Below are 26,997 nucleotides of genomic sequence, written 5' to 3'. Positions count from 1 at the left end.
GCCCAGCCCGCCCTGCGACCCCGTCGTCTCCGCCTGCTACCTGTCGAAGCCCGCGGGCACGACGGACTTCAGCCAGTGCGGCACCTACCGTCAGGTCCTGCGCTGCACGTACTGAAGCAGTTGCCGTGAACGGGCCTGTTCCCTCATGGGTCTCCTGGGGGAGCGGGCCTTTCACCGGGAGTTGGGGTTCCTGCGCCGGATTCGCTAGAAACCCCTGCCGTGCCAACCCCCTCCCTCTCCCCGCGCAGCTTCGCGTCCTCCACGCTCGCGCTCTGGCTGATGGGGCTGGCCCTGTTCGGCATCTACACCGTGAGCGAGGCGCGGCTGCAGACGGACTCGCTGTGGTCCATCCCCTCCGCGGCCAGCATCCTCCACGAGGGCAACACCGACCTGGACGAGTTCCGGCACTTCTTCTTCCCGGGGACCGCGTACGCGCGCAACGAGGCGGGCGGCCACACGTACTACGTGTACCCGCCGGGCGTGATGGTCTCCGCGCTCCCGTTCCTGGCCGCCGCCGAAGGGCTCATCACCCTGATGGAGCCGGTGCTGCCCCGCCTGGGGACGTTCGGCGCGGAGGCGCTGGCCTGGCGGACGCTGTTCCGTCACACCGGCAGGGAGTACCTGGGCACCTTCGCCCGCACCGAGCAGCTCATCGCCTCGTTCTATGTCTGCGCCGCGGCGGTGGTGCTCCTCGTCACCCTGCGCAGGCGGGTGTCCCCGGGGGCGGCGCTCGTCACGGTGCTGCTCTTCGGGCTGGGCACCACGGCGTTCTCCACCGCCAGCCGGGTGCTCTGGCAACACGGCCCCGGGCTCTTCGCCATCGCCTGCGTCATGTTGCTCCTGGCCCGGCCTGAACAGACCGCGCGCACCGCGTTCCCGCTGGGCTTCTGGGTCGCGGCCGCCTACGCCTGCCGGCCCACGCACTCGCTCAGCGTCCTGGTGGTCACCGGGTTCATGGCCCTGCGCTACCGCCGCCAGCTGCCGGCCTACTTCGCGGGCGCGGCGCTCGTCGCGATTCCCTTCTGCGCGTACCACCTGTCGGTCTACGGCTCGCCGTTCTCGCCCTACTACCGTCACACGGTGGACCCGTTCGCTGGCCCGTTCTTCATGGCGCTGGCCGCCAACCTCGTCAGCCCCTCGCGCGGCCTCTTCGCCTTCTCCCCGTTCCTGGTGCTGGCCGTCGTGGGCTTCGTCCAGAAGTGGCGCGGCCGGAGCCTGGAGCCCTACGAGGTCGTCTTCGCCCTCATCGCGGTCCTGCACTGGGCGGTCATCTCCTCCTTCTTCATCTGGTGGGCCGGGCACTCCATTGGCCCGCGCTTCTTCACCGACGTGCTCCCGTACGTCGTCTACTTCCTCGCGTTCCCCGTGCAGTCGGTCCTGGAGGCGCCTTCACGGCACCGCGTCCTCACGGGCGTGCTGGCCGTGACGGCCGTGTTCAGCGTGTTCGTCCACTGGCGGGCATCCAACGCGTACGACGTCCACAACTGGAACTCCGTGCCGGTGAACGTGGATGCGGATCCTTCGCGCGTCTGGGATTGGAAGGACGCGCAGTTCCTTCGAGCCTTTCCCAAGGAGCCAAGACCATGACGTCAGCGAAGCATCAGCCCATCCTCGCGCCCGGACTGCCCAAGCCCGTGGGCCCGTACTCTCCCGGCATGCAGCTGGACCGGCTGCTCTTCATCTCCGGACAGGCGGCGAAGGACCCGGCCACCGGCATCCAGGCCGAAGGAATCGAAGCGCAGACGGAAGCGGTGCTGCGCAACCTGGAGCGCATCCTCGTGGCCGGCGGCTCCAGCCTCCAGCACGTCCTGCGTTGCGGCGTCTTCCTGGTGGACATGCAGGAGTTCGCCCGGATGAACGCCGTCTACGAGCGCGTCTTCGCCGGTCACCGGCCCGCGCGCACCACCGTGCAGGTGTCCGCGCTCCCTGACGCGGGCCTGCGCGTGGAGATTGACTGCATCGCCTACGTGCCTTGATTCACCCGCATCCGGCTGGCAAGCGCCCTCCGGCTCAGCGCGGGAGGTCGAACTCCACATCCGCGCGGGCCCTGGACGTGGAGCACTGTCCCGACGAGGCCCCCGTCATGTCCAGGACGAGATGGCCCGCGAAGCGGGTGGCGTCGTTCACCCGCAGCTCCAGTGTCCCGGTCACCTGCTGGCGGACGTCGTCCTCCTGTATTTGCCCATAGCAGCCCGTGTGAACCCACGCCGCGCGGACGCCCGGACCGTGGGCTTCGCCCGGGGTGAAGGTGGGGTCGATCCCGGCCTGCACGGGGACCACCACCGCGCCGTCGATGCCGAAGGTCGCGGGCCCCGCGCCCAGAAGCGCCGTGTCGAAGCGCAGGTTGAAGCAGACGTTCGAATCGTCGAACAAGCCCCTGCCCTCGGTCTCCCATCCGCAGACCGCAAGACGGCTGACTTCCGGCGAAGCGGGGTCGTCCGGGGCGGTGAGGACTCCCTGCTGGACGTCACTGAAATACCTCCATTCCCCTTCGTACTCCGCCTGGACCGTCCCCAGCTCCCCCACGGGGTCATTGGAATCACAGGCAGGAAGTGACAACAGCCCCAGGGCGAGGAGTCCGCGGGGAGAGAAGGCGCGGGCGCAGCGGTTCGTCTTGGATTGAGGGCTCATTCGGGTTCCGGGGTCCCTTCCGTCCCCCAGGCTGTGGCGCGCACCATCGCTGATGTGGTGTCGCAAGTGAATCCGCGCCCCCACTCCCCTGCGCAACCAGGCCCGGGGGCAGCGTCCGTATTCCGTCGTGAAGCCCCGGGCCACCGGGGCATCACCCTGGAGACCCCGTTGCAGACGTTTGACCTGTTCGCTCCCACCACCGAGGCGGAGCGCCACGCCCTGTATGCGCGCATGCGCGCGGAGTCAGGGCTGTGCCGCATCACCCCCTTTGGCGCCTACGCCGCCGCCCGCTACGAGGACGTGCGCACCCTCCAGAAGGACGCGCAGCGCTTCTCCTCCGAAGCGCTCGCGATGACGGCGGAGCCGGCCTGGCTGGGCCCCAACCCGGTGGCGCAATCGCTTGTCACCCGGGATCCGCCGCGCCACACGCAGCTTCGCGCCATGGTCAACCGCGCCTTCGGTCCCACGGGCATGGCGCGGCTGGAGGCCCAGGTGCGCCACGAGGCCCTGACGCTGGCGGAGGCCGCGGTCTCCCAGCGCGAGGTGGACCTGGTGGACGCCTTCTCCTTCGTGCTCCCGCGCAACATCATCGGGCGGATGCTCGGCCTGGAGCCGTCCACCTTCACCGAGTTCAAGCGCTGGTCGGTGAACATGGGCCTCATCACCTCCGCCGTGCCGGCGCAGCACGCGGGCATCCGCGACACCGTGAAGGAGATGGAGGACTACCTCGGGGGCGTCATCACCGCGCGACGCCGCCAGCCGGGCGAGGACATGGTGAGCGACCTGCTGCGCGCCGAGGTGGACGGCCAGCGGCTCACCGACGCGGAGGTCCTGGCCTTCCTCTTCCTGCTGCTGCCCGCGGGCATGGAGACGACGGCGCAGCTCATCGGCAACGCGGCCATCCTCCTCGCGCGCCACCCTGAGCAGCTGGAGCAGGCGCGGGCGGACCGCGCGCACATTCCGCGCTTCATCGAAGAGGTGCTGCGCTGCGAACCCCCGGCGCAGTTCGCCTTCCGCGTCGCCACGTCGGACGTGGAGCTGTCCGGGACGCCCATCCCGGCGGGCAGCCTGGTCATGGGGCTGGTGGCGAGCGCCAACCGCGACGAGCGCGTCTTCGAGCAGCCGGATGCCTTCCTCCCCGGCCGGGAGAAGGCAAGCCAGCACCTCTCCTTCGGCCATGGCATCCACTTCTGTCTGGGCGCGCAGCTCGCGCGGATGGAGGCCCGGCTCGCGCTGGAGGCGCTGGTCCCGCGCATCCGCGCCCTGCGCCTCGCCTCCCCCACTGTCGAATGGCTCCCGGGGCTCACCATCCACGGCCCCCGGACGCTGCCGGTGGAGCTCCTTCCGGCATGACTCCTCGAAGAAGACGAGCAGAAGCAGTAGCACTCCGTGCTAGCGAACCAGCCAGAGCCGAAGTTCTGATCGATGCAGGCCGCACATGCATAGACAATGAGCGCCTGTCGTCTCATTGCGTCCACGTTGCACCTGAATCGGCCGACGTCTTCCGCATCCATGGGAGGGGGCCTCTTTATTTTGGGACGTAGGCCTTTGAGCCTCCCCGGGTTTTGTGGACACCCGAGATGAGGTGACCGAAGGATGTCCACGACGATGCCGAGACGAGAGCGCAGGAAGTACACGCCGGAGTTCAAAGCCCGGGCGGTGAAGCTGGTGCTGGAGGAGGGCAAGTCCCGGGCGCAGGTGGCCAAGGACCTGGACCTGACGCGCAGCGCCCTGGAAACCTGGGTGAGGCAGGCGCGCGCCGAGCTGAAGGCCCAGGGGCAGCAGGTGGGCCGGCACCGCGTGGCCCGGCTGATGCGGGAAGCCGGGCTGCGGGCTCGCCGACGCAGGAGATTCGTGCACACCACGGACTCTCGGCATGGTTTGCCGGTGGCGCCCAACGTGCTGGCTCGCGACTTCAATCCGCCCAAGCCCGACCGGGCCTGGGGGACGGACATCACGTACGTGCCCACACGCGAAGGCTGGGTGTACCTGGCCGTCGTGATGGACCTCTTCAGTCGGCGTGTCATCGGCTGGGCCATGGACCACTGCATCGACCGGCACCTGGTGCTCTCGGCTCTCGACATGGCGCTCAAGGGCCGCCGTCCCTCGGTGGGGCTGCTTCACCATTCGGATCGAGGCAGCCAATACGCAAGTGCGGACTACCAGCGAGCACTGGCTGACCGCGCCATCCAGTGCAGCATGAGTCGCAAGGGCAACTGCTGGGATAACGCCGTGGTGGAGAGCTTCTTCTCCACGTTGAAGACGGAACTGGTGCACGAGCAGGACTTTCCGACACGCGAGTCCGCGAAGGCCGCCCTGTTCGAGTTCATCGAGGTGTTCGACAACCGCAAACGGCGGCACTCCTCGCTCGGCTACGTCAGTCCCGTCGAGTTCGAGAAGACTGCCTCACAGGTGCCGCTGGCTGCTTAACCCACCTGTCCACGAAGCCCGGGCAAGCTCACTTTCCTGCCGCCCTCGATAGAGGAAAGCGGCAGGCAGCTGATTGGATGTGGGCAACGGCACTGAAGGCCTGAAGATGTTTCGAAGCACGCGAGGGCTGGCCTGCTGGTGACGGACTTGAGGGTGCCAAGCTGGCACCAAGCGTGGAGCCCCTCGCTGTCCTGGCTGCCTGCCGCAGGTCCGAAGCCTGCTTTTCGAGGATGCGGAATTCGCTGAACCTCACCATAAACCATTGGCTTTGCTGGACTTTCCCGCAAACAACCGATGCCGGCCCTGACCGGGTTCGAGCGGCAGGACTGGACCATAACCTCCAGGGCATATAACCTTCAAGGCATGAGCCTGGGTGAGCCGAGCAAGGGGGAGCGCGTCAAGGAGTTCCTGCGCCGATTGCGCATGGCGCCTCCCGTGGCTAACGAACAAGAAGCCATCGCCCAGCTCTCCGAAGTCCTCAATGCGGTGGAGAACGAATTGACGTCGATACCGTACGACCCGAGTTCCTGGCGGACCGATGGGCGGATGTATCCGCCGCAGGCAGACAACCGCCGTCAGGTACATGAAGGCCTCGCCAGGTATCGCAACCGGAAACACAGCACATTCATCGGCGAAAACGGTGCGATTCAAATCCGGGACAGCGACACCGGCACGATCCTGCTCTCCAAGCCGGGCACCGACGGGAAAGAGGTTAGCCATCCATGAAGCCGGCAATCCAGTCTTTGCTCAATAGCGTTCAGAAGGCGCTCCCTGATGTGTCAGTACAGGTTGATGCCCCAGAACGAACTGAAGGTCACTGGTTCCTGGATTTCGATTCAAGCGGGCACAAAGTGACCGTGGAATGGCACCCCAGCAGGGGCTTCGGTGTATCCGCCGCACTAGAGGATGGTTACGGCGAAGGACCCGAGGAAATCTTTACTGACCCAGAAGCGACAAGCTCGCGCGTGATCGACTTGCTAAGTCATCGCACTTACACACGCCCTCCTGACGCGGTCCTGCTGCGAGAACTAAGATCGCTTTCTCGCATGACACAGGCGGAGATCGCTCAGCGTCTTGGAATCGCACAAGGCGCCGTTTCAAGAATGGAGCGTCGGCGAGACATGAGCGTCCTGACCCTTCGGCGCCTCATTGGCGCGATGGGGGGACAACTTGACCTTGTTGCTCGATTCAAGGACAAGTCTGTTCGCATCAGTCAGTTCAATGGCGAAGGCGACGATGCTCGAGATGAAGCCGCATGCACACATGTGGCCAATTCACTCGACTCTCATGAAAAATCCCCTGCCCCGCCAGCTTCCGACAAATCCAGGCTTCACGCCGAACTGACATCATGGCTCGACGAGATAGGGGAACTGGCCAACGAGAAAATCCCTCTCTCCATCGACATCCAGAATAGGAACGAGGCGCTTGATTACGTCTGCCAATCCTCGCACTCCTGGGTGACAATCAATCCAAGACTTGCGAACATCATCGCAACCAAGACCTCAACCTCTCTGACCCAGGTATGCATGAGTCTTTTGAGTCACGAAGCCGCGCATCACCTTCTTGATCAACAAGAGGGTACGCCACTTGGCGATTCAGAGGCAGAGATGAGAGCTGACAGGCTTGCAGGGTGGATTGACGGGAGAAAGGGGAAGGATCCATCCATAGGCGGAGCCGTTTTCTATGAAATGGGCTGCCTTTTGGATCAATGCAAGCATCCTTCACCGCGCTCAAGGCTCCAATCCTATCTTCTTGGGCATCACCAGGGCCTGAAGGAATCAGAACGTGAATCATCGAGCGCGCACACCGAAAACCAGACATGGCCTCCATTACCAACAAACCCTCCAAGTCACCGGGAGACATCAACCAAAACTCTCTCCCAAGCACGCCGCTCGACGGATGCTTCTTGTCCGGATCCAAATGGCGTTGGCTTGAGGTATTTCGTTATCCGAACGCCATCTCTTGAAAAGGCGTGCGACTTCTATCGCATTTTGGGACTCGGCCTTCTCGAGGAGCGACATGGCAAAGGGCCGCGCCACTACGCTGCAACTCTTGGGAGGTCGGTGCTGGAACTCTATCCCACCGAAAAAAGAGGGCAAACTGCTCGCATCGGGCTTGGAGTACAATCCATCTCCGATATTGTTGGTCGCGTGCAGGCGAGCGGGTTCTCTTCTGCACTCGTACGCTGCGATGACGACAAGGCATTGCTGCGGGATCCAGATGGAAACGACATTGAGCTTGTCCAAGAGGCTTGGGGGATTTTCTCCGGTGCCGACCAGGAGCGGGGCCCCTGAGAACTTCCCCCTGACGAGAATGCGAGTCAGGTGGTGCCCCCCCTCGCGGGCCTCCGAGGAAGCCGCCCTCTTTGCCCGAAGTGAACCGCTCCCGGTGGAGCTCCTCCCGGCCTGAAGGACCGGGCCGCGGGCCCCACACCTGGAGAGATTCCAGGCCTTCCCCCCCAGCAGGGGTGAGGGCCGCTTCGCCCCACCCTCCCCGCGTGCAACGGGCTTGTTATCGTGCGCGCCCATGAATGAGCCCACGGCCGTTACGGATCCACGCATCGGCTCGGTGTTGCAGGAGCGCTACCGCATCATCGAGCGGCTGGCCGCGGGCGGGATGGGCATGGTGTACCGGGGCGAGCGGCTGGAGGTGGGCAAGCCCGTCGCCATCAAGTTCCTCCACGCCTGGGCCGCCCGGGACGAGGACTTCCGGAAGCGGTTCCAGGTGGAGGCGCGAGCCATGAGCCGCCTCACCCATCCGTGCTGCGTGTCGGTCATCGACTTCGGCGTGGACCAGGAATCGCCGTTCATGGTGATGGACTTCGTCACCGGAGAGACCCTGCGGGGCACGCTGCGGGATGGTCCGCTGCTCCCGGCCCGGGCCCTGGGCACCGTGCGGCAGGTGCTCGCCGGCCTCGCCCATGCCCACGCGCAGGGCATCATCCACCGCGACATCAAGCCCGAGAACATCATCGTCACGCACGCGGAGGGGCTTGGAGAGCAGGTGCGCATCCTCGACTTCGGGCTGGCCAAGCTGCGCGACGAGGTCACGGGCCTGACCTCGGGGTTGATGCTGGGGACGCCGGCGTACATGGCCCCGGAGCAGATCCACGGCGAGCCGGTGGGCCCGCCCACGGACCTGTATGCCACCGGCGTGCTGCTCTACGAGCTGCTCACCGGGAAGAAGCCCTTCAACGCCACCAGCAACGCGGAGCTGCTGCGCATGCAGCGAGAGGTGACACCGCCCCGCTTGCGCGACGCCGTCCCTGACGCGGGCTTCTCCGCGGAGCTCGAAGCGACACTGGCGAAGGCGCTGGAGAAGGCCCCGGGGAATCGATTCCAGTCCGCCAAGGAGTTCCTGGCCGCGCTCGAAGCGGCCGGGGCGGGCCCGGCCGTGACGCCCGCGGCCGGTGATGCGCCAGAAGTGCCGCGCTCCTCGCCCACGCCAGCACGTCCCGGGGAGGACGCGCTCGCGACGCGGAACGTCCGGGCGCAGCCCCGCGCGACGCCCGTGGGCCTCCAGGCCGAAGTCCGCGCTCCGGAGCCCCTACCGGTGGCTCCGACGGAGGCCGTGGCCAGGAAGGAGGAGTCCGAGGCCACGATCCGCTCGGGCCCCATCACGTCCCCACCCGCCCGCAGCGGCGCGCGCCGGCTCGTGGGAGGCGCGGCGGTGCTCGGCCTGGCCGCGATGGGCCTTGGCTGGTGGGCGATGTCGTCAAGGTCCGCGTCTCCGGCGCCGGTGGCCTCGGAGCGCCCGTCGCCCACGGCCCCGGCGGTCGAGGACACACGGGCGGAGGCTCCGGCGTCCGCCACGGAATGGCAGCCCGTGGTGGAGCAGCTCCCGGGCATCGACGAGGTCCACCGGTTGATCAAGGCGCAGCGGCGCGACGCGGCCCTGGCGGCGCTGAAGAAGCTGGCGGCGAAGCACCCGACGAGCGCCTACGTCCGCTACCTGGAGGGGAACGTCGACTTCGACAACCTCCGCTGGGTGGATGGCGTGGCGGCCTACCGCGCGGCGCTGCGCAATGACGCCGCGTACCGCAACGCACCGGTCGTCATCCAGAACGCCATCCGCTGCCTCGTCAGCGACCGGTACCACGGCACCTGCCAGGACTTCCTGCGCCAGGACCTGGGCGAGGCCGCGGTGCCCGCGCTGGAGGAGGCGGCCCGCGAGCACCCCATGGCCAACGTCCGCTCCCGCGCCGCGTGGCTGCTGCGACAGCGCGGCCCCCAGTCCTCGACGGGCTCACGCTGAGAGGAAGCCATGCCCCTCAAGCGATACTTCACGCCCTTTCGCTGTGCCACCTACCTCCTGCTCCTGTACTGCGCCGCGCACACAGCGGGCGGAATGCTGGCGCAGGCGAGCCTGGGGGCGGAAGCCGACGCCGTGTTCGCCCAGATGAAGTCCGTGTCGTTCGACTTCAACGGGGCGGCCAGCACCTGGTATGGCTTCTGGTTCGGCTTCGGGATGATGGTGTCAGTCTTTCTCGTGTTGTCCGCCGTCATCGCCTGGCAGCTCGACAACGTGCCCGTGGATTCCTGGCGCGCGGTCTCGGGCATGGCCTGGGCGCTCGCGGTCGCGCACGCGGTGACGGCCCTCCTCAGCTGGAAGTACTTCTTCATGGGCCCGACCGTCTTCGGGATCGCCATCACGCTGCTGATGGCAGTCGGCACCTATCGAAAGGGTGCACGAGCGGCTGCCGCACGGGCCGCAATGGGTGGATGATGGGCGCATGTCGCCGCCTCCGGCCCATCCGTCCCTGACCTCACTGGTGCCCCCGCCGGGCGAGCTTCTTCGCACGCAGCGAAAAGCGGGCCGGTCCGCCGTGGTCGGCCTGATGCTCCTGTGGTGCGCCGCCTTCGTCAGTCCCTTCGTGACCTACCGGGCGGACGTGAAGGCGGCGGAGGGCGAATTGCTCGTCCACCTGTCGGACCGCGCGGGACTCCAGGCCCAGGCCCTGGGCGCGCACCTGGGCCTCTTGCGCTCGGAGCTGCAGCGGATGGCGGAGCACCCGTCGCTCCGGCCCGAGGATGGCGCCACGGGCCCCGAGGTGGCGCTCCTCGAGAACGCCTTTGGCCACACGTCGCTCTTCTCCGCGGGCGTCGCGCTGGTGTCCGCGGACGGCCAGCGCATCTGGAGCGACCCGGCGAACATGCAGCTCGGCACCACGCCGCTCGCCTCGCGCCCGTGGTTCCGGCGGATCGTGGAGAAGCGGGCCGCCTCGGTGGGACTGCTGGACGAGGAGGGCGGAGGGCTCGTCGCGGTCGCGGTCCCCATCGTGCGCGATGAACGGGTCGTGGGCCTCCTCGTGGGCGAGCTCGCGACGGCGAACGAGCTGCTCCCCGTGCATCGCGGGACGAACGAGTCCCTGGTCGCGCTGCTCGGCGAGCGAGGACGGCTCCTCCTGCCGGCCGCGCCCCCGCCCCTGCTGCGCCAGCCGGAGCTCGCCTCGCTCCTGCGCCCCATGGTGGATGCCCCCGGGGCCGTGACGCTCGGAGGCACGCGGCTGCTCGGCGCGGCGGCGCTCGTCCCCGGAACCGACATGCTGCTCGCCGTGCTCGAGGACGAGGCGCGCGACCGCGAGCTGCTCAAGCGCCGCTACCTGGGCCAGCTCGGCTTCCACACCGCGCTGCTCGGCGGCGTGCTCCTGCTCTTCACGGTGCTCCTGCGCCGCTCCTATCGCTCGCTGATGGCGGCCGAAGAGCAGCTGCGCCGCCAGGAGACGATGGCGGCGCTCGGCACGGCGTCCTCGCTCATCGCCCATGAGGTGAAGAACGCGCTCAACAGCATGCAGGCCGCGCTCAGCATGATCCGCGCGAAGGGAGGCGAGACGACCCTGCCCGTGCAGGCGCTGCGCTCCCAGGCGGACCGGCTGGGCCACCTCGCCCGTTCGCTCTTGAGCTTCGCCTCCCCCCAGTCCACGCAGCGGCGCAGCTGTGAGATGCACCTGCTGGTCCAGGACGCGCTCCAGGCCGTGAGGCTGCTGCCGGAGGCCGCGGACGTCACCATCGATACCACGCTGCAGGAGGGACTCTTCGTGAAGGGAGACCCGACACTGCTGGTCTCCGCCGCGGACAACCTCATCCGCAACGCCGTCGAAGCCGGAGCCGTGGCGCACGACACCGGCCAGCAGCCCACACCCCGCGTCGAGGTCCAGCTGCTTCGCGACGGCGCGGAGGTGGTGCTCGTCGTGGAGGACAACGCGGGCGGCGTGCCCCCGGCCTTCGAGCCCCGGCTCTGGGAGCCCTTCGCGGTGGGCCGCTCGAAGGGCATCGGGCTCGGGCTTCCGATGGTGCGCACGGCCATCCGTGCGCATGATGGAGGAAGCGTTTCCTACCTGCGCGTACCCGGAGGCAGCCGCTTCACGGTCCGCCTTCCGCTCGAGAAAATGGCTTCATGAGCACCTCCCTGCTGCTCGTCGATGACGACCGGACCTTCTCCTCGCTCGCGGCCTCCATGCTGAGCCAGGAGGGATTCCGCGTCCGGGTCGCGCGCTCGCTGCATGAGACGCGCGTCGCGCTCGCCGCCGAGGCGCCCGACCTCGTCGTGCTGGACCGGCGGCTGCCGGACGGAGACGGGCTCGTCTTCCTGCCCGAGCTGCGAGCCCAGCTTCCGACGACCGTCGTGCTGATGGTGACCGCGCACGGCGACATCGAGAGCGCCGTCGAGGCCATCCGCGCGGGCGCGCGCGACTACCTCAGCAAGCCGGTGGAGATTGATGACCTGGTGATGCGCGCGCGCCGCGCGGCCAGCGACCTGCAACTCCAGGAGCGCCTGCGCCAGGCGGAGAGCGTCCTCGAGGGACGGCACCGGCTGGCCGAGTCCCGCTCGCCGGTGATGCAGCGCACCCTCCAGATGCTGGAGCGGATCGCCACCACGCCCAGAAGCCCCGTGCTGCTGCTCGGAGAGACGGGGACGGGGAAGGCGGTGCTCGCCCGCCATCTCTACGCCCTGCGCCAGAAGCAGGGGGCCTTCGTGCAGATCAACTGCGCCGCGCTCCCGGACACCATGATGGAGAGCGAGCTCTTCGGGCACGAGCGCGGCGCCTTCACGGACGCGAAGACGGCCCGGCGCGGACTGGTGGAGCTGGCGAGCGATGGGCTCCTCTTCCTCGACGAGGTGGGTGAGCTGCCGCTCGCGCTTCAAGCCAAGCTGCTCACGTTCCTCGACAAGGGGGCCTTCCGGCGGCTCGGAGGCATGACGGAGCTCACGAGCACCGCCCGCATCGTGGCGGCCACCAACAAGGACCTGGAGGCGGAGGTCGCCGCCGGGCGCTTTCGCGAGGACCTCCTCTTCCGGCTCAGCGTGTTCCGGGTGGACGTGCCCCCCTTGCGCGAGCGTCGCGAGGACGTGCTGCCGCTCGCACGGACGCTCGTGCAGGAGCTCTGTTCGGAGCTCGGCCGGCGCCCGGTCCCCTTCTCTCCGGCCGCGGAGGAGCGCCTGGTGAGCTACCCCTTCCCCGGCAACGTCCGCGAGCTGCGCAACGTGCTCGAACGGGCGCTCGTGCTCGAGGTCGGCCCCGCGCTCGAGCTGCAGTCGCTCGCCAAGGGCGGCGGCGCGCCGGCCCCGGCCGACCCCAACGCCTTCTCCGTGTCGGGCCCGCCCCGGCCACTGGATGAGGTGGAGCGGCTGTACGTGCGGCACGTGCTCGAGCAGCTGGGAGGCAGACGCGTGGAGGCGGCCAAGGCCCTGGGGCTGTCCTACCCGACCTTCCTCCGCCGCCTGGAGGAGGCCTCCTCCTCGGAATGACAGAGTTAAAATCTCTTTCATCGCCTGGCGAGGGGCGATTCAAGTTTCTTTCATTCCCCCTCCGCCCCGCCGCCGCGCTCTCGACGGAAGAGGGCTGATCCAGGTCGGCACGACGATTGCGTAGCCCCCGCTGTCACCCCGGGCCCAGGTCTGGCCCGGCAGATGACAGGGGAGCTCAAGCAATGACTTCGGATGTAAAGGCAGCAGAGGCGAGACCGTCGTTGAAGACGATCCTCGCCTCGGATTTGCCAGCTTCGCTGGTGGTGTTCCTGGTGGCCCTGCCCCTGTGTATGGGCATCGCGCTCGCCTCTGGAGCGCCCATCATGGCGGGCCTCATTGCCGGCGTCGTCGGTGGCCTGGTGGTGGGCCTGCTGGGCGGCGTGCCGCTGCTCGTGAGTGGCCCCGCGGCGGGCCTCGCGGTGATGGTGTTCGGCTTCATCCAGCAGCTGGGCTTCGCCGTGACGTGCGCGGCGGTGGCCGCGGCGGGCCTCGTGCAGGTGGCGCTCGGCGGCCTGAAGGTGGCGCGGACGGCGCTGGCCATCTCGCCGGCGGTGATCCACGGAATGCTCGCGGGCATCGGCATCCTCATCGTGCTGGGGCAGGTCCACATCGTCCTGGGTGGCTCTCCGCAGAGCAACGCCTGGAACAACCTGCGGGAGCTGCCCGGGCAGGTGATGAACCTCCATGGCACGGCCACGGTGCTGGGCCTGCTCACGCTGGGCGTCCTCATCGCGTGGAACTTCCTGCCGAACGGCAAGCTGAAGAAGGTCCCCGGGCCGCTGGTGGCGGTCGTGGGCGGGACCGTGGTCGCGGCGGTGCTGAACGCGGACGTGGCCCGGGTGAAGCTGGCGGCGAACGCGCTGTCCGCCATCCAGCTGCCGGCGCTTCCGGAAGGCTCCATGTGGGGCGCCTTCATCGTGGCGGCGCTGTCGCTGGCGCTCGTGGCGAGCGCTGAGTCGCTCTTGAGCGCGGTGGCGACCGACAAGCTGCACACCGGCCCGCGGGCGAACCTGGACCGCGAGCTGCTGGCGCAGGGCGTGGCGAACACCGTCTCCGGTCTCGTCGGCGGTCTGCCCATCACCGGCGTCATCGTGCGCAGCGCGGCGAACATCAACGCGGGCGCGAAGACGCGCTGGTCGGCGGTGCTGCACGCGGTGTGGATGCTGGCCTTCGTGACGCTGTTGGGGGGCCTGGCGTCCTACGTGCCCCTGACGGTGCTCGCGGGCCTGCTGGTGCACGTGGGCCTGAAGCTCGTGAACCTGGCCCACATCCGGGAGCTGCGCCACCGCGGCGAGCTGCCCGTCTATCTCATCACCGTGGCCGGCGTCGTGGGCATCAACCTGCTCGCGGGCATCGGGCTGGGACTGGGCGCGGCCATCCTCCGGCTGCTGTGGCAGCTGGGCCAGGTGCGCGTGGAGACCCAGGCCGTCAATGGCACGCACCAGGTCTGCATCAGCGGAGCGCTGACGTTCGTCGGCGTGCCGAAGCTTTCGACGGCGCTCGCGAGGATTCCGGCGGGCTCCCGCGTTGAGGTGGACGTGGCCGTGAACACGCTCGACCACTCCGGCTTCGAAGCGCTGGAGAGCTGGGCGGACACGTACCGGAAGACGGGCGGCATCGTGAACATGGAGCCGCTCGAGGACGTCTGGACCCGTCGCAGCGCGCGTGCGGCCCCGTCGGCCGAGGCCGCCGCGCTCTCCCCTTCCTCCCCCGTTCATCACGTTTCGACTCTTTCTCCCGGAGGTGTGCAGTGAAGAAGCTCATCAGAGGTCTGCTCGATTTCCAGCGCCACACCCTGCCCTCGTACCGCGCGACCTTCGCGCGGCTCGCGAAGGGGCAGTCCCCTGACTGCCTCTTCATCAGCTGCTCGGACAGCCGCGTGGTGCCGAACCTGCTGGTCTCCACGGATCCCGGTGACCTCTTCACCGTGCGCAACGTGGGCAACCTCGTCCCCCCCGCGGTGACGGGCGGACAGCACTCCGCGGACCGCGGGGAGGCGGCGGCCATCGAGTTCTCCCTGGGCTTCCTGCCCATCGAGGACGTCGTGGTCTGCGGCCACTCCAGCTGCGGCGCGATGAAGGCCATCCTGGCCGGCGGCAACGTGGACGGCGCGCCGAACCTGGAGCAGTGGCTCGCGCACGGAGCGCCCTCCATGAAGGCGCTGCGGCAGAACAACTCCCAGGTGGGCGAGGGGCTGCCGGACGCGGATCGCCTCTCCCAGCTGAACGTGCTGGCGCAGCTGGAGCACCTGAAGACCTACCCCATCGTGCGCGACCGGCTCGCGGCGGGGACGCTGCGGCTGCACGGCTGGTGGTTCGACATCGGCGCGGCGCAGGTCCACGCGTACCGTGAGGACCTGGGCCGGTTCGTGCCCATCGATGAGACCGAGGGTGAGCGGCTGCTGACGTCACTGGCGGAAGAGCCGCCCGCGCTCCGCGCCGTGCAGTAAGGCGGCCTCGAGCCTGGATGCAAGAAGGGCCCGGCACCGGAAGGTTCCGGGCCCTTTGCTTTTCTCCCCTGTCGCCTAGAAGGGACGGATGTCCAACCTCCGCCCTATCGCGATGTGGCTGACTTCGAGGCCATGAAACACCTCGTGACCCAGGCCTGGGCGGAGCGCGGCCCCCACGTGGAGTGCGCGGTGGGAGACCTGACCTGGCGCCTGCTGCGCAATGCACAGGTGCGGCCGGAAGAGGACATCGCCCTGTGGGAGCGCGCGCCCGGACACCTCGCTGGCTTTGCGTGGGCCTACGGCAACGGCGACGTGGACCTGCTCGTCCATCCGCTCGAACAGGCTGACGCTTTCGTGCGGGACGTGCTGTCCTGGGTGCGCGCACGCCACGCCACCCTGTGGGCGCTGGAGAGCAACGGCCCGCTGCTTGAGGCATTGCAGCGGCTGGGCTGCCAGCGCACCCCGAACGGCTGCTACCTGCACCTCGCGCTGTGCCTCCACGCACGGCCACCCCCGCCGCCTCCGCTGCCCGCGGGCTACCAGGTGCGCGCGGTGCGAGGCCCCGAGGAGGTCGCCGCACGCGCCCTCGTCCACCGGCGCGGCTTCGGCACCGAGCGGATGACGACGGAGGTGTACGCGCGGCTCATGGAGGCGCCGCGCTACCAACCCACGTTGGACCTCGTCGCGGAGGCCCCCGGCGGCAGCCTCGCGGCTTGCGCGCTGGGTTGGCTCGACGAGGCCAACGCCGTGGGCGAGTTCGAGCCGACAGCGTGTGTCCCGGAGCACCGGCGGCGCGGGCTCGTGCGCGCGCTCCTGTACGAAGGACTTGCGCGCATGCACGGGTTGGGCGCCAGGCAAGCCATTGTGTATGCCTTCGATGGCAACCCGGCCTCCGTCGCGCTCTACCAGTCCGCTGGCTTCAGCGTGGTGGACCGCAACCTCGGCCACGTCGTCCCAATCCCTTGACAGGCCCGGGCTTGCAAAGCCTTGCTGGCATCCACTGTGGCCCCGATTGAACGATGGGCAGGGAGCGTGTCGCGATGGGTTTCTGGGACAAGCTTTTCGGGCGGGGCAATGTGGTCCGGGAGCAACGGGAGCCGGAGAAGAGTCCTCTGGAGGCCCGTGTGGCCAGGCTGCTCGAGGAGGGCGTGCAACTGGCTTCACGCCAGAGCTACGACGCCGCCGCGGAGCGCTTCAATGCAGTGCTCGTGCTCGCGCCCGACCATCCGCTGGCCCTCGTCAACCTCGCGGGCATCGCCCAGGACCGGAGCCACCAGGAGGAACAGGGCGCCAACCGGCCAGAGGTGATTGAACGGCTTGACCGCGAGGCCGTGGAGCTCTTCGAGAGGGCGCTCGCGGCCACACCTTCGCTGTCGGTCGGAGTCCGGACGCCCGTGCTCATCCGACTGGGCCGGCTGCACCGCCTGCTGGGTGAGCATGAGAAATCACGCGACACCCTGCTTCGCGTCGCGCGCGATGCCGAAGCGAGCGCCCAGGACAGGCAGACCGCCCGCGAGGAACTGACCACCACACATGCACGCCTCCTGGGTTTCCCTGAACGGAACCCGTCCGAGGCGGAGGCCAAGCGCTACGCCCGGCTCTGGCAGGAGGCCACCACGCCCATCAAGGGCCTGCTCGGGGACGACATGGACCGGCCCCTCTCCCAGGCCGAGGTGCGCCGATTCGAGACAGCGCGTCCGCTGCTCCAACAGGCCTTGGATTTGATCCCGGAGAACTGGGCCGCGGCGTGGACGTTGGGCATGGTGGAGCGCCGCCTGGGCAACGAAGCGCGCTCGCTGGAGTGTTTCATCCGGGCCTTCGAGCTCAACCCCTACAACCCGGACGTCTCCCGCGAGGCTTCAATCAGCGCGGGGCTCGCCGGGCGCATGGAGGACGCGGTGCGCTTCAGCGAGGCAGCACTCGATGTGGACCCGGCTGACGCGGGACTGGTGGCCAACCTGGCCCTCAACCTGCTTCTGGCGGGACGCGCCGCCGAAGCCCTGCCCCATGCAAAAGAAGCCGTGGCCCGCGCGCCCAAGGACCGCGTCTCCCAGGCGGTGCTCGCGTTGACCGAGCAGGTCGCCTCGGGGGCCCTGTCCGTCGAGCAGGCCCGGAAGAAGGCGCTGGGGAGATGACGTGTGAAGCTCCGCGGAGTGTGTCCAACTTCACTCGTATTGCTTGAATCCAGTGGATTTCAAGGTGAGGTATGCTTCAACCCGCAACATCCTCACCGGGAGACACACATGATGCAGACGTTGAAGAAGGCGAGCCGGGTGCTGTTCGCGATGGGCGCGGGTGCTTTCGTTTCGTTTGGAGCCACGCTGGCGCTGTCCACGCCGGCGACCGCGGAGGCCTCGCAGGTGGAGTGCTACGCCGAGGAGTGCAACGCCAGCTGTGTGGCGAAGGGCTTCCGGCTGGGCAAGTGTTACAAGGCGGCTTGCACCTGCTTCTAGCCGCGTCCGTGGCGAGGCCCGGTGCCATTTCCGGCCCGGGCCTGGCCCACGCGTCCTACAGCTTGGACTCGAGCAGCGACTGGATGCTCTTCGTGCGGTCCTGCACGTCGTCGATTTCAGCGCCTCCTTGCCCATGACATCAATGGTGATGGCCTTGAGCGCCGCGATGAGCGGCACGAAGTACACCTTGGGCCAGCACTCTCCGCGCGACAGGTCCGTGCAACGTCGCGCGTCACGGTTGCTATGCGTGGCACCAGAACGCCACCAACCTGAGCGAACGCTGGGGCGACATCCAGCTGGACGAGGATCAGATCATGATCCAGTCACCCGGGACGTCGGACGTGACGATTGCCTTTATCGAAGCGGCGCTCGCGGACCCGGCGACTCCGGCCCTGGCGAGCTATCCGCCGTCCATCGGGACGGCGTGCGGCCTGGCGAACTGCTACGCGAATTCCTACACGACCGAGTACTGGGATGACCCGACGCTCAATGACAACCTCGCCACGGCCTTCGTGGAGATGTTGAATTGGGCGAAGGAGATCTACCCCGCGCAGGCCGCGACCTATCAGTCCATGCGCACCGCGTACGGTGACTTCCTGCGCCGCGCTCAGATGCCGCAACCCCAGCCTGCCTGGGCGCAGCAGTATGACAGCCAGATGCAGCCGCGCTGGGCGCGCAGCTGGGAGGCTCCGGCCATCGCGGGCCAGGAGAGCCAGGACGTCATGTGGGCGCTGCTTCGCCTCTACCAGCTGGACCCGGGCGTCCCGGCGAACCGCGCCGCGGTGGGCACCGCGCTCGCGTACCTGGAGACGGTGGACTACGCCAATGACACACTGCTCTCCCGCTACATCGAACTGGACGACACCGCTCCGTCAAACATCGGCTTCTACACGGTGAAGGCCGGCGGCTATCCCGCCCGGTTCTCCACCGCGCCGCCGACCTACCAGAACTACGCCTGGGAGGTCCCGTCGCAGCTCGCCGCCATCCGCGCGGAGCACAACCGGCTGGCCACGGATACGACCGTGATGAAGCGCTCCTGTCAGCAGCTGCGCGCCGACACGGCGCAGGCGGTGGACGCGGCCGTGAACAACGAGCGGTGGATCACCACGTACAGCCCGGCCGGTCCGCGCAGCGGTGCGACGCCAGGCGACTACCTGGACACGGCCACGTTCGTCCGGAACCTGCGCACGCTGGCCGAGTTCGTCACGCGCACGACGACTGACTGCACCGCGTGGAACTACTGAAACAGCGCGATTCACCCACGGTGTAGCCAGGGGCGTGGGTCGCCTCCCCGCCTCCTGTTTTTCTCGCGTGCGGCTCGCGTAGCATGTTCACACCTTGGACGGATTGACGTGGCTGACGGTGGGTGGCAGGGCCCGGCGCTGGTGGCCCGGGTTGCTGGTGGCGGTGGGCGTGGGTGCCTGGGTGCTTCGGGCCTTGCCGTTCTTCCATCGCGCCGGGGCGCTCGGCTACGTCGTGAACTACGACGAGGGCGTGTACGCCGCCGCGTCCGCGCTCCTGTGGAAGGGCCTCTTGCCCTACCGCGACTTCCTCTTCGTGCACCCGCCGGGCGCGCTGCTCCTGGGGGCTCCGGCCGCCGCCGTCGGCGCGTTCGGTGACCCGGCCACGGGCTTCGCGCTGGCGCGCTGGCTGGCCACCGCCATGGGCGCGGTGAGCACCGTGCTGGTGGGCCGGCTGGCGATGCGGGCCTGGGGACCGGTGGCCGGCGTGGTGGCCGCGCTCGCGTACGCGATGCACCCGGAGGTCGTCACCATGGAGCGCGGACCGTTCCTGGATCCGCTGCTCAACCTGTGCGGACTGGGGCTCGCGAACGTGTGGCTCCTGCCCTCGGGCCGGGCTCCCCTGCCCCGCCGCGCGGGGCTCGCCGGGGTGCTGGCGGGCGTCATGGCGTCGGTGAAGGTGCTGGGCGGCATCTGGGGCGCGGCGGCGCTGGTGGCCCGGGCGCCCGAGCTTCGCTGGAGCCTGGCGCGGCGCTTCGTGCTGGCCGCGTCGTTCACGGTGCTGGCCCTCGTGGGGCCCCTGGCCCTGATGGCCCCGGGCGCCTTCGTGCGCGACGTGCTGTGGTTCCAGTCCGCCCGCCCCGAGGACGGCGTCACGTCCCGCTCGGAGCGGCTGCTGGAGATGACCCACGAGCGGCGGCGCTACGCCCTGCTGCTCGCGGCGGTGGGCCTGTGCGTCGCGCTGGCGCGGGCCGTGCGGCGCGGCACCCGCGCCCAGGCCGCCCCCGAGCGCTTCGTCGCCACCGCGTACCTGCTCACCGTGGCCGCGTACCTCGCCGCGCACAGCTACTGGTCCAACTACAACGCGCTGCTCGCGGGGCCGGAGGCGCTGCTCGCTGGACTGGGCGCGGCGGCGCTCGTGGGCCTGGCCTCCGCGCGGGCTCGGCCCGCGGGCGCGGTGGCGTTCGGGCTCGTGCTGCTGGCGCCGCTGCACTCGCTGCGGGAAGCGCTGCGCGGTTCGGAGATCCGGCCTCCGGAGCAGGTCCTCCTGGCCCGCTACGTGCGCGAGCAGGTTCCGCCAGACGCGTCCCTGTGCGGCTTCGAGCCGGGCTGGGGCCTCCTGGCCGGACGGCTGCCGCCGAGGCTCCCGGGCCAGGCCGTGCCCCTGGACACGTACGCGCTGATGCTCCAGGACGCGGTCGCGTCCGGCACGCGCTTCCCGGACGCGGCGGCGGCCTTCGCCAGCGCGGACTCCCAGACGCGCATGCTCGCGCTCCTGGCGCGGTGTGACTTCGTGCTCCTGGGCGCGCGCGGCCAGTGGCAGCTGTCCACCGGCAGCCGCCGCTGGTTCCAGGCGAACTACTCGCGCGGCGTGTCGCCGGACTCCCCCGCCGTGGAGCTGTGGCGCCGCCATGAGCTGACATCCGCTTCCGCCACCGGCGCGTCCCCGTAGCTCGACACGCCGGGCGCTTGACGCCCCGCCGGAATCAGGGGACGAACCGGGCCCATGCCCTACACCCCCATCGTCGCCACGCTGGGCTACGTGATGTCGCCGGACGGCCAGCGGGTGCTCCTCATCCATCGCGACGCCCGCCCGGATGACGCCCACTACGGCAAGTACAACGGCCTGGGCGGCAAGATGGAACGCGACGAGGACATCGCCGCGTGCATGCGCCGGGAGATCCGCGAGGAGGCCGGCATCGAGTGCACGCGCATGAGCCTGCGCGGCACCCTGTCCTGGCCCGGCTTCGGCAAGCACGGCGAGGACTGGCTGGGCTTCATCTTCCGCATCGACGCCTTCACGGGCACGCCCCTGGACAAGAACCCCGAGGGCTCGCTGTCCTGGGTCCCCGTGTCGTCCATCCTGTCCCTGTCGCTGTGGGACGGGGACCGGCACTTCCTGCCGCTCGTGTTCGACGAGGACCCGCGCCCCTTCCACGGCGTCATGCCCTACGAGGGCGGCCGCGCGCTGAGCTGGTCCTTCACCCGACTGTAGGGCCGTCCTCCGACCAACGCTCGCGCGGGTTTTTCAAGCCGTCCCTCCCGCCCTGCCGCTACAACCGCCGCCTTCCCATTGGGACTCACGTGAAGGAGCGCGGCGCATGGACCTCATCGGACAGCTCTCGCAGCAACTCGGAGTGGATGGAACGCAGGCACAGGGGCTCGCGGGTTCGCTCCTGAAGCTCGTGCAGGGCACGGTGCAGGAGAAGGTGGGCCCGGACGCGGCCCGGCAGATGGACCAGGCCATCCCGGAGATGCAGGGCTGGCAGCAGCAGGCGCAGGCCCAGGCCCCGGCGGGCGACGGCGGCGGCCTCATGGGCGCCCTGGGCGGCATGCTCGGCGGCGCGGGCGGCGGTGGAGGAGGCGGCGGCGGCCTCATGGGCGCCCTGGGCGGCGCGGCGGCCCACGCGGGCGAGGTGGCCGGCGTGGTGGCCATCCTCCAGCGCTTCAACCTGGACGCGGGCAAGGCCACCCTGGTGGCGCCCATCCTCCTCAACTTCCTCAAGTCCCGCCTGGACCCGGGCCTGGTGGGGAAGATCCTCGCCGTGGTGCCCCTGCTCGCGGGCGGCTCCGGCGGAGGCGGCGGTCCCCAGGGCGGTGGCGGGCTGGGCGGGATGCTCGGCGGCCTGTTGGGGAAATAGGACCGGGGGCCCGGGCCCCGCCGGGCTACAGCGCCATCGTCCCGGCGATGATCTCCTTCATCACCTCGGACGTGCCGCCGCCAATGGTGAGCATGCGCACGTCGCGCCACGCCCGCGCGACGTGGGACTCCTCCACGTAGCCCATGCCGCCGTAGAACTGCTGGCAGTCATAGGCCACGCGCTGGGCCAGCTCCGTGGTGAGGAGCTTGGCCATGGCGATCTCCTTCACGGGCTTCTGTTTGCGTTTGCGATTGAAGAGCTGCACCGCCTGATAGGTGAGCTGCCGCGCCGCCTCCACGCGGGTGGCGTGGTCCACGAAGGTGTGGCGCCACACCTGGAAGTCCAGCAATCGCTTTCCAAACGCCTGACGCTCGCGGCCGTAGCGGATGGCCTCCCGCAGCAGGTCGTCCATCACCGCCACCGTGTAGAGCGCCGTCACCAGGCGCTCCGCGTGGAAGCTGTTCATGATGTGGAAGAAGCCGTCGTTCTCCCGGCCCAGCACGTAGCGCGCGGGGATGCGGCAGTCCTCGAAGTAGAGGATGGCCATGTCCGACGAGCGGTGCCCCACCTTCTGGAGCTTCTTCGACACGCTGAAGCCCTTCACGTCCGTGGGCAGCGTCACCAGCGAGATGCCCGGCGCGCCCTCCCCGCCCGTGCGCACCGCCAGCACCAGGAAGTCCGCGCGGGCACCGTTGGAGATCCACGTCTTGGCGCCCTGGATGACGTAGTCGTCCCCGTCCCGCCTCGCCGTGGTGCGCAGCCGGGCCAGGTCCGAGCCCGCGTCCGGTTCGCTCATCGCCAGCGCCGCGATGCGCTCCCCGGTGAGCGCGGGGGCCAGGAACTCGCGCTTCTGCTCGTCGGTGCCCAGCTCGTTGATGACCGGTGTGGCCATCTGCCCTTGCACCAGGAGCGACATCGCCACGCCGCCGTTGCGCGCGCGCGCCAGCTCCTCCGCGAAGGCGGCCACGTACCAGTAGTCCAGCCCACTGCCTCCGTAGGCCGGATCATGGCTGATGCCGAAGAAGCCCAGCTCTCCGCAGCGGCGGAACACGTCCCGGGGGAACTCGCCGGCCTGGTCCCACTCCAGAGCGTGCGGGGCCAGCTCCTTCTCGGCGAACTGACGCACGGTGCGGCGGAATGCCTCGTGCTCCGGCGTGAAGCGCTCATCCATGGCACGGGATGCTGTCAGGGCACACCCCGCGCTTTCAAGCCACGCGGGCCTCAGCGTGCGCGGATGAACGTGAGTGACAGGGCCTGTCCGCCCCGCTGGAGCGCGAGCACCGCGGGGCTGCCCGGCGAGCCCAGCTCCCGCCGCCGCGCCTCGCCCGTGTCCAGCACCACCGCTCCGTCGATGGAGCGCACCACGTCCCCGACCCGCAGGCCAGCGACGTCCGCGCCCTCGGCGATGCCGCTGATGACCACGTCCCGCCCCGTCATGCCGAAGCTCAGGCCCAGCCGTCCCGGCTCCACGCGCTGAAGCCCCAGGCGCCAGTCCCCCAGCGCCTGCGTCTTCCCCGCCGACAGCGTCACCCGCCGGTCCACCAGCTCCCGTCCCCGGCTCCACGCGGTGAGCCGGTGCGCGCCAGGGGCCAGGTCCTTCAACTCGAAGCGTCCGTCCGCGCCCGTGGTGGGCGACGCGATGCCATCCGCGTCCACGTACGCGCCCACCAGCGGTTCACCCGTGCGCGCATCCACCAGCCGTCCGGACACGCTGCCGCCCGCGTCCACCACCACCTCCACGATGGCCTCCGCGCCGGACGCGAGCGTCACCTCCACCTTGCCCGCGCGCCCGTCCGGCAGCGTGGCCGTGACGGTGACGCGCGTGGGGAAGACGTCATCCACCTGGAAGGCGTCCCCGGAGAACTGGCGCTCCACGCTGGAGAGGAAGTCGTCCTCGCCGCGCGCCGCCGTGACCGTCAACGTGAAGCCCCGCACCTCGCGGCCTCCCGCCGAGCGCACGGTGCCCCTCAGCCGGGCCCCGGGCTTCAGCTGGAGCGTGAGCTCCTTCCGGGACGCGGACACGCTCACGGCCTCGCCCTGCCGTCCGCCGTTCGTGGACCAGACGCGCCACGCGTCCGAACCCAAGCCATCCAGCGCCAGCACCGCCTGACCGGACGCGTCCGTCATCTCCTCCGCCTGGATGTCCGTGTGCCCCGCCTCCGTGGCCATCACCGTCGCGTGGACGCTGGGCGCCCCGTTGGGCTCCAGCACCGTCACGCGGAGCGGCTTCTTCGGCTCGCCCACCACCAGGTCCACGTGGCGCCGGCCGCCGGCCTCCAGCTCCACCACCTGCTGCTGGTCGCCGTTCTGGAAGCGCAGCGCGGACAGCCACGCGCTCAGCTGGTAGCGCCCCGCGCCCACGCGCATCGACCACGTTCCATCCGGCTTCGCGGGCACGTCGACGGACTCGGAGGCCGGCGCGTCCACCCGGTGCGCGGTGACCGTCACCGGGCCCGAGGGCCGCGCACCGTCCTCGGTGCGCACGGTGCCCTCCAGCACACCTTCGTCCACGAGCGTCAGCCGCGCCGTCGCGGTCTTCCCTGCCTCAACGCGCACGGGCAGGCGCACTTCGTCCTCGCTGTTCGCGCGGCGCGCCGCGACGAACACGGTGCCCTCCGGCACGTCCTCCAGCGTGAAGCGCCCCTGAGCATCCGTCACCGAGGGCAGCGCGTCCGGCAGCGGCAGCCACCGGAGCTGGGCCACCACCGTCACGCCGGGAAGCGGTGCCTGGGCGCCATCCACCACCGTGCCCTCGATGCGCCCCGGCGCGGCCAGCTCCAGCACCAGGTCGAAGCGCTGACCCGCGAGCACGCCCAGCCCCATGCGCGTGAGCGGCTGGAATCCCGGCGCGAGCACCCGCACGTCGTAGGCGCCCGGCGCGAGCCCTCCCACCTCGAAGCGCCCGTCCTCCTCCGAGCGCACCTGGAGCAGGTCCGCCCGGTCGCCGTGCGCGCGCACGCCCACCGTGGCCCCCGCGATGGCCTCGCCCGAGTCCTTGCGCCGCACCACGCCCGCGAGCGACGCCGCGCCGCCCAGGCGGATCCGCACGTCCTTCACCGTCATGCCCGGCCCCACCACGACCGGGCCACCAGCCGCGCCGGTCTCCTCCCCATGGCGGGCCGTCACCTGGAACGACCCGGGCGGCACATCCAGCGAGAAGCTCCCCGTGTCGCCGGCCTCCACCTCCACCGCGCCGTCCTCGCCCCAGGCGCTCACGCGCGCTCCGGACGCGGGCGTTCCATCCGCGCGGGTGATGAAGCCCTCGATGAACGCGGAGCCGTCCAGTTCGACACGCACGTCCGTCCCCGGCACGTGCACGCGCGCGATGCGGTGGGGCGCATGGCCCGGGGCTCTCGCCTCCAACTGGTATTCACCGCGCGCCAGGCCGTGGAATCCGAACGCGCCCCGTGCGTCGCTGAGCGCTTCGTGCCGCGCCTCGTCCGGCACGGACGCGCCCGTCTGCAGGAACACGGGGAGCGCATCCTCGAAGCCGGTGTGCGGCGTGAGCGTCAGCTCCACCTGGGGCACCGGCGCGCCGCCCACGCGCTCCACCGTCAGGCCCGTCAGCGACACGCCGGGCTCCAGCACCAGGCGGACCGTGGACAGCGCTTCACCGCGGGGACGCGTCACCTCCGCGCGCGCCAGCGCCAGTCCTTGCGCGCGCGCGGTGACGAGATAGGGACCGGGACGCGCCGGCAACACCAGCGCGCCGCCCGCGTCCGTCCGCCCCTGTCCCGCCACGCGCCACGACGGCAGCCGCGAACCGGGGGACGCCGGTCCCCGCAGGTACAGCGTCACCTCCGCGCCCGCGAGCGGCCCGGACGCAGTGACGGCCTCCACGCGCAGCGCTCCATCCGCGTCCCGCATGGGCTGTTCCACGAGCGCGGTCGCTCCGCCTCCATGGCGCGCCGCGGTCCGCGCCGGGCCGGACGCGGGCGGAGGGGAGGACGTCACCGCTTCGCCGCGCACCCCCACGACGGCCGGCGCGGGGGCGCGCATCCAGACAAAGACGCCGGCCAGCAGGAGCGCCAGCCCGGCCACCACGACGAACACCTTTCGAGACGCCATGCACCCTCCGGGAGAGGTGCGCCCCAAGACACCTCACCCGGTCCCCAGGTTCCAGGAAAGTGCACGCCGCGCACGCGCTACAGGGGCAGGAACGCGATCCGGATGCCCGCGGTGAACAGCGCGTGGAAGCCGTCATCCACGGGCGCGAGGTCCTGGTCCCGGCTGCCCACGCCGGTGATGTCCAGCGTCTGCGTCCCGGTGCGCACCGTGTACTGGCCCACGGACGCGCTGATGATGGGCCCCACCGACAGGCTCCGCGACACCCGCAGGTCGCCGCCCAGCGTGACGCGCGCGATGGTGGGCCCCCGGTCGTTGACGTGCGTGTCCACGTGCGTGGGGACGAACACGCCCGGAGCCACCTGCAGCTGCGTGTCCCCCTCCACGTGGCTCTTCAGGATTTCCAGACCCACGCCCAGGCCGATGTAAGGGTCGAAGCCCGAGCCCGGCCGGATGTGGTAGCGGACCTCCGGCCCCACGCGCCACTGGAAGGTGTCGCACTGGAAGCCCTCCGGGCACGACAGCGCATTCGTCTTCGTCAGCACCGGCTCCCAGCTGCCCCACACGCCCAGGTAGAAGCGCGGCGTCACCCGGAAGCCCAGCTCCGCGATGATGGGGAAGGAGATCTTCGCGGAGTCGGTGATCTTCAAATCCTCCAGGCCGCCCCCCGGGCTCTGGCCGTTCGTGTAGACGTAGCCCAGGCCGAAGCCCACGTTGCCGCTCACCGCGAACTGCGGCCCGATGCGGCCCATCTCCGCCTGCCGCGACATCCCCTCCGAGCTCGTCTCCGAGCTCGTGGTGGTGGACGTCGTCGTGGTCGTCTCCGTCTCCGCCTGGGGCTCCGGCGGTGGCTCCACCGGCTCCTGGGCTCCCGCGGAGGTGGCGAGTCCCAGCGCGGCGGCGAGCGACAGCGTCCAGCGGAACGGCGCATTCATCGAGGTCATCCGGTGCATCCTCCGTGTTCGGGATGGATGCGGACGGAAGCAAGCCGCCAGCGCCGTTAGAAGCCACCCGCCCCCGGCGCGCGCCGCCATTCGACAGACAGCCCCCTTCAGCGACCACTCGCGGACATCCACCCCACCCCACGGGGAGGCAACCTGGTGGGGTGGATGGGGAGC

Annotated in this window: 23 protein-coding genes; 19 read left to right on the top strand and 4 right to left on the bottom strand. The window is 69.7% G+C overall.

Annotation, left to right across the window (positions count from 1 at the left end):
• Window positions 1-219 precede the first annotated feature (219 nt).
• Both D7X55_RS10220 and D7X55_RS10215 read left to right on the top strand, forming a co-directional pair.
• Window positions 220-1,587, top strand: coding sequence for a hypothetical protein (locus D7X55_RS10220; protein ID WP_121722947.1), 1,368 nt, complete (start codon window positions 220-222; stop codon window positions 1,585-1,587).
• Window positions 1,584-1,976: a RidA family protein gene (locus D7X55_RS10215; RefSeq protein WP_120546209.1), complete on the top strand. Its 393-nt coding sequence runs from the start codon at window positions 1,584-1,586 to the stop codon at window positions 1,974-1,976. The genes D7X55_RS10220 and D7X55_RS10215 overlap by 4 nt, the downstream gene beginning before the upstream one ends.
• 34 nt (window positions 1,977-2,010) lie before the next feature.
• Here D7X55_RS10215 and D7X55_RS10210 read toward each other — a convergent pair whose 3' ends face one another.
• A complete protein-coding gene (locus D7X55_RS10210; protein WP_147468241.1) occupies window positions 2,011-2,631 on the bottom strand; it encodes a hypothetical protein in 621 nt (206 codons plus the stop codon).
• A 168-nt stretch (window positions 2,632-2,799) separates the two neighbouring features.
• Here D7X55_RS10210 and D7X55_RS10205 point away from each other — a divergent pair, with 168 nt between their 5' ends.
• The 17 genes from D7X55_RS10205 (at window position 2,800) to D7X55_RS10125 (ending at window position 21,814) form a co-directional block, all read left to right on the top strand.
• Window positions 2,800-3,984 carry a cytochrome P450 gene (locus D7X55_RS10205; protein ID WP_121722945.1) on the top strand — a complete coding sequence of 395 codons (1,185 nt, stop codon included), beginning with the start codon at window positions 2,800-2,802 and terminating at the stop codon, window positions 3,982-3,984.
• A gap of 255 nt (window positions 3,985-4,239) precedes the next feature.
• The gene (locus D7X55_RS10200; protein WP_121722949.1) at window positions 4,240-5,061 is read left to right on the top strand and encodes an IS3 family transposase; all 822 of its coding nucleotides are present in this window, start codon (window positions 4,240-4,242) and stop codon (window positions 5,059-5,061) included.
• Between the two features lie 363 nt (window positions 5,062-5,424).
• A complete protein-coding gene (locus tag D7X55_RS10195) occupies window positions 5,425-5,787 on the top strand; it encodes a hypothetical protein (protein WP_147470069.1) in 363 nt (120 codons plus the stop codon).
• Window positions 5,784-7,355: a helix-turn-helix domain-containing protein gene (locus D7X55_RS10190; protein WP_121722943.1), complete on the top strand. Its 1,572-nt coding sequence runs from the start codon at window positions 5,784-5,786 to the stop codon at window positions 7,353-7,355. Before D7X55_RS10195 ends, D7X55_RS10190 begins: the two co-directional genes overlap by 4 nt.
• Window positions 7,356-7,587: 232 nt before the next feature.
• Window positions 7,588-9,315, top strand: a complete 1,728-nt coding sequence (locus D7X55_RS10185; protein WP_120546211.1) for a serine/threonine-protein kinase — start codon at window positions 7,588-7,590, stop codon at window positions 9,313-9,315.
• A 9-nt stretch (window positions 9,316-9,324) separates the two neighbouring features.
• Window positions 9,325-9,786: an LIC_13387 family protein gene (locus D7X55_RS10180; RefSeq protein ID WP_120546212.1), complete on the top strand. Its 462-nt coding sequence runs from the start codon at window positions 9,325-9,327 to the stop codon at window positions 9,784-9,786.
• A gap of 7 nt (window positions 9,787-9,793) precedes the next feature.
• Complete coding sequence (locus tag D7X55_RS10175) at window positions 9,794-11,461, top strand: sensor histidine kinase (protein ID WP_120546213.1); 1,668 nt, start codon at window positions 9,794-9,796, stop codon at window positions 11,459-11,461.
• A complete protein-coding gene (locus D7X55_RS10170) occupies window positions 11,458-12,810 on the top strand; it encodes a sigma-54 dependent transcriptional regulator (protein ID WP_120546214.1) in 1,353 nt (450 codons plus the stop codon). Before D7X55_RS10175 ends, D7X55_RS10170 begins: the two co-directional genes overlap by 4 nt.
• 182 nt (window positions 12,811-12,992) lie before the next feature.
• Window positions 12,993-14,564, top strand: a complete 1,572-nt coding sequence (locus tag D7X55_RS10165) for a SulP family inorganic anion transporter (RefSeq protein ID WP_121722942.1) — start codon at window positions 12,993-12,995, stop codon at window positions 14,562-14,564.
• A complete protein-coding gene (locus D7X55_RS10160; protein WP_120546216.1) occupies window positions 14,561-15,259 on the top strand; it encodes a carbonic anhydrase in 699 nt (232 codons plus the stop codon). Before D7X55_RS10165 ends, D7X55_RS10160 begins: the two co-directional genes overlap by 4 nt.
• A gap of 132 nt (window positions 15,260-15,391) precedes the next feature.
• On the top strand, window positions 15,392-16,225 hold the full coding sequence (locus D7X55_RS10155) for a GNAT family N-acetyltransferase (RefSeq protein ID WP_121722948.1): 834 nt from the start codon (window positions 15,392-15,394) through the stop codon (window positions 16,223-16,225).
• Between the two features lie 158 nt (window positions 16,226-16,383).
• Window positions 16,384-17,394: a tetratricopeptide repeat protein gene (locus tag D7X55_RS10150; protein ID WP_158626351.1), complete on the top strand. Its 1,011-nt coding sequence runs from the start codon at window positions 16,384-16,386 to the stop codon at window positions 17,392-17,394.
• 108 nt (window positions 17,395-17,502) lie between these two features.
• The gene (locus D7X55_RS10145; protein WP_120546219.1) at window positions 17,503-17,712 is read left to right on the top strand and encodes a hypothetical protein; all 210 of its coding nucleotides are present in this window, start codon (window positions 17,503-17,505) and stop codon (window positions 17,710-17,712) included.
• A gap of 314 nt (window positions 17,713-18,026) precedes the next feature.
• A complete protein-coding gene (locus D7X55_RS10140) occupies window positions 18,027-18,956 on the top strand; it encodes a pectate lyase (RefSeq protein WP_120546220.1) in 930 nt (309 codons plus the stop codon).
• Window positions 18,957-19,050: 94 nt separating this feature from the next.
• Window positions 19,051-20,625 carry a glycosyltransferase family 39 protein gene (locus D7X55_RS10135; protein ID WP_147470068.1) on the top strand — a complete coding sequence of 525 codons (1,575 nt, stop codon included), beginning with the start codon at window positions 19,051-19,053 and terminating at the stop codon, window positions 20,623-20,625.
• A 54-nt stretch (window positions 20,626-20,679) separates the two neighbouring features.
• The gene (locus D7X55_RS10130; RefSeq protein ID WP_121722939.1) at window positions 20,680-21,168 is read left to right on the top strand and encodes an 8-oxo-dGTP diphosphatase; all 489 of its coding nucleotides are present in this window, start codon (window positions 20,680-20,682) and stop codon (window positions 21,166-21,168) included.
• 106 nt (window positions 21,169-21,274) lie between these two features.
• Window positions 21,275-21,814, top strand: a complete 540-nt coding sequence (locus D7X55_RS10125; protein ID WP_120546223.1) for a DUF2780 domain-containing protein — start codon at window positions 21,275-21,277, stop codon at window positions 21,812-21,814.
• Window positions 21,815-21,839: 25 nt separating this feature from the next.
• On the opposite strand, the gene D7X55_RS10120 is transcribed toward D7X55_RS10125, so the two are convergent.
• The 3 genes from D7X55_RS10120 to D7X55_RS10110 form a co-directional block, all read right to left on the bottom strand.
• Window positions 21,840-22,985, bottom strand: a complete 1,146-nt coding sequence (locus D7X55_RS10120; RefSeq protein WP_120546224.1) for an acyl-CoA dehydrogenase family protein — start codon at window positions 22,983-22,985, stop codon at window positions 21,840-21,842.
• 50 nt (window positions 22,986-23,035) lie between these two features.
• On the bottom strand, window positions 23,036-25,882 hold the full coding sequence (locus D7X55_RS45485; RefSeq protein ID WP_121722938.1) for a carboxypeptidase regulatory-like domain-containing protein: 2,847 nt from the start codon (window positions 25,880-25,882) through the stop codon (window positions 23,036-23,038).
• A 77-nt stretch (window positions 25,883-25,959) separates the two neighbouring features.
• Window positions 25,960-26,823, bottom strand: coding sequence for a hypothetical protein (locus D7X55_RS10110; protein ID WP_120546226.1), 864 nt, complete (start codon window positions 26,821-26,823; stop codon window positions 25,960-25,962).
• Window positions 26,824-26,997: the final 174 nt, after the last annotated feature.

Source organism: Corallococcus sp. AB049A (assembly GCF_003668885.1).
GTDB lineage: Bacteria > Myxococcota > Myxococcia > Myxococcales > Myxococcaceae > Corallococcus > Corallococcus interemptor.
This window is presented reverse-complemented; position numbering and strand designations above follow the sequence as displayed.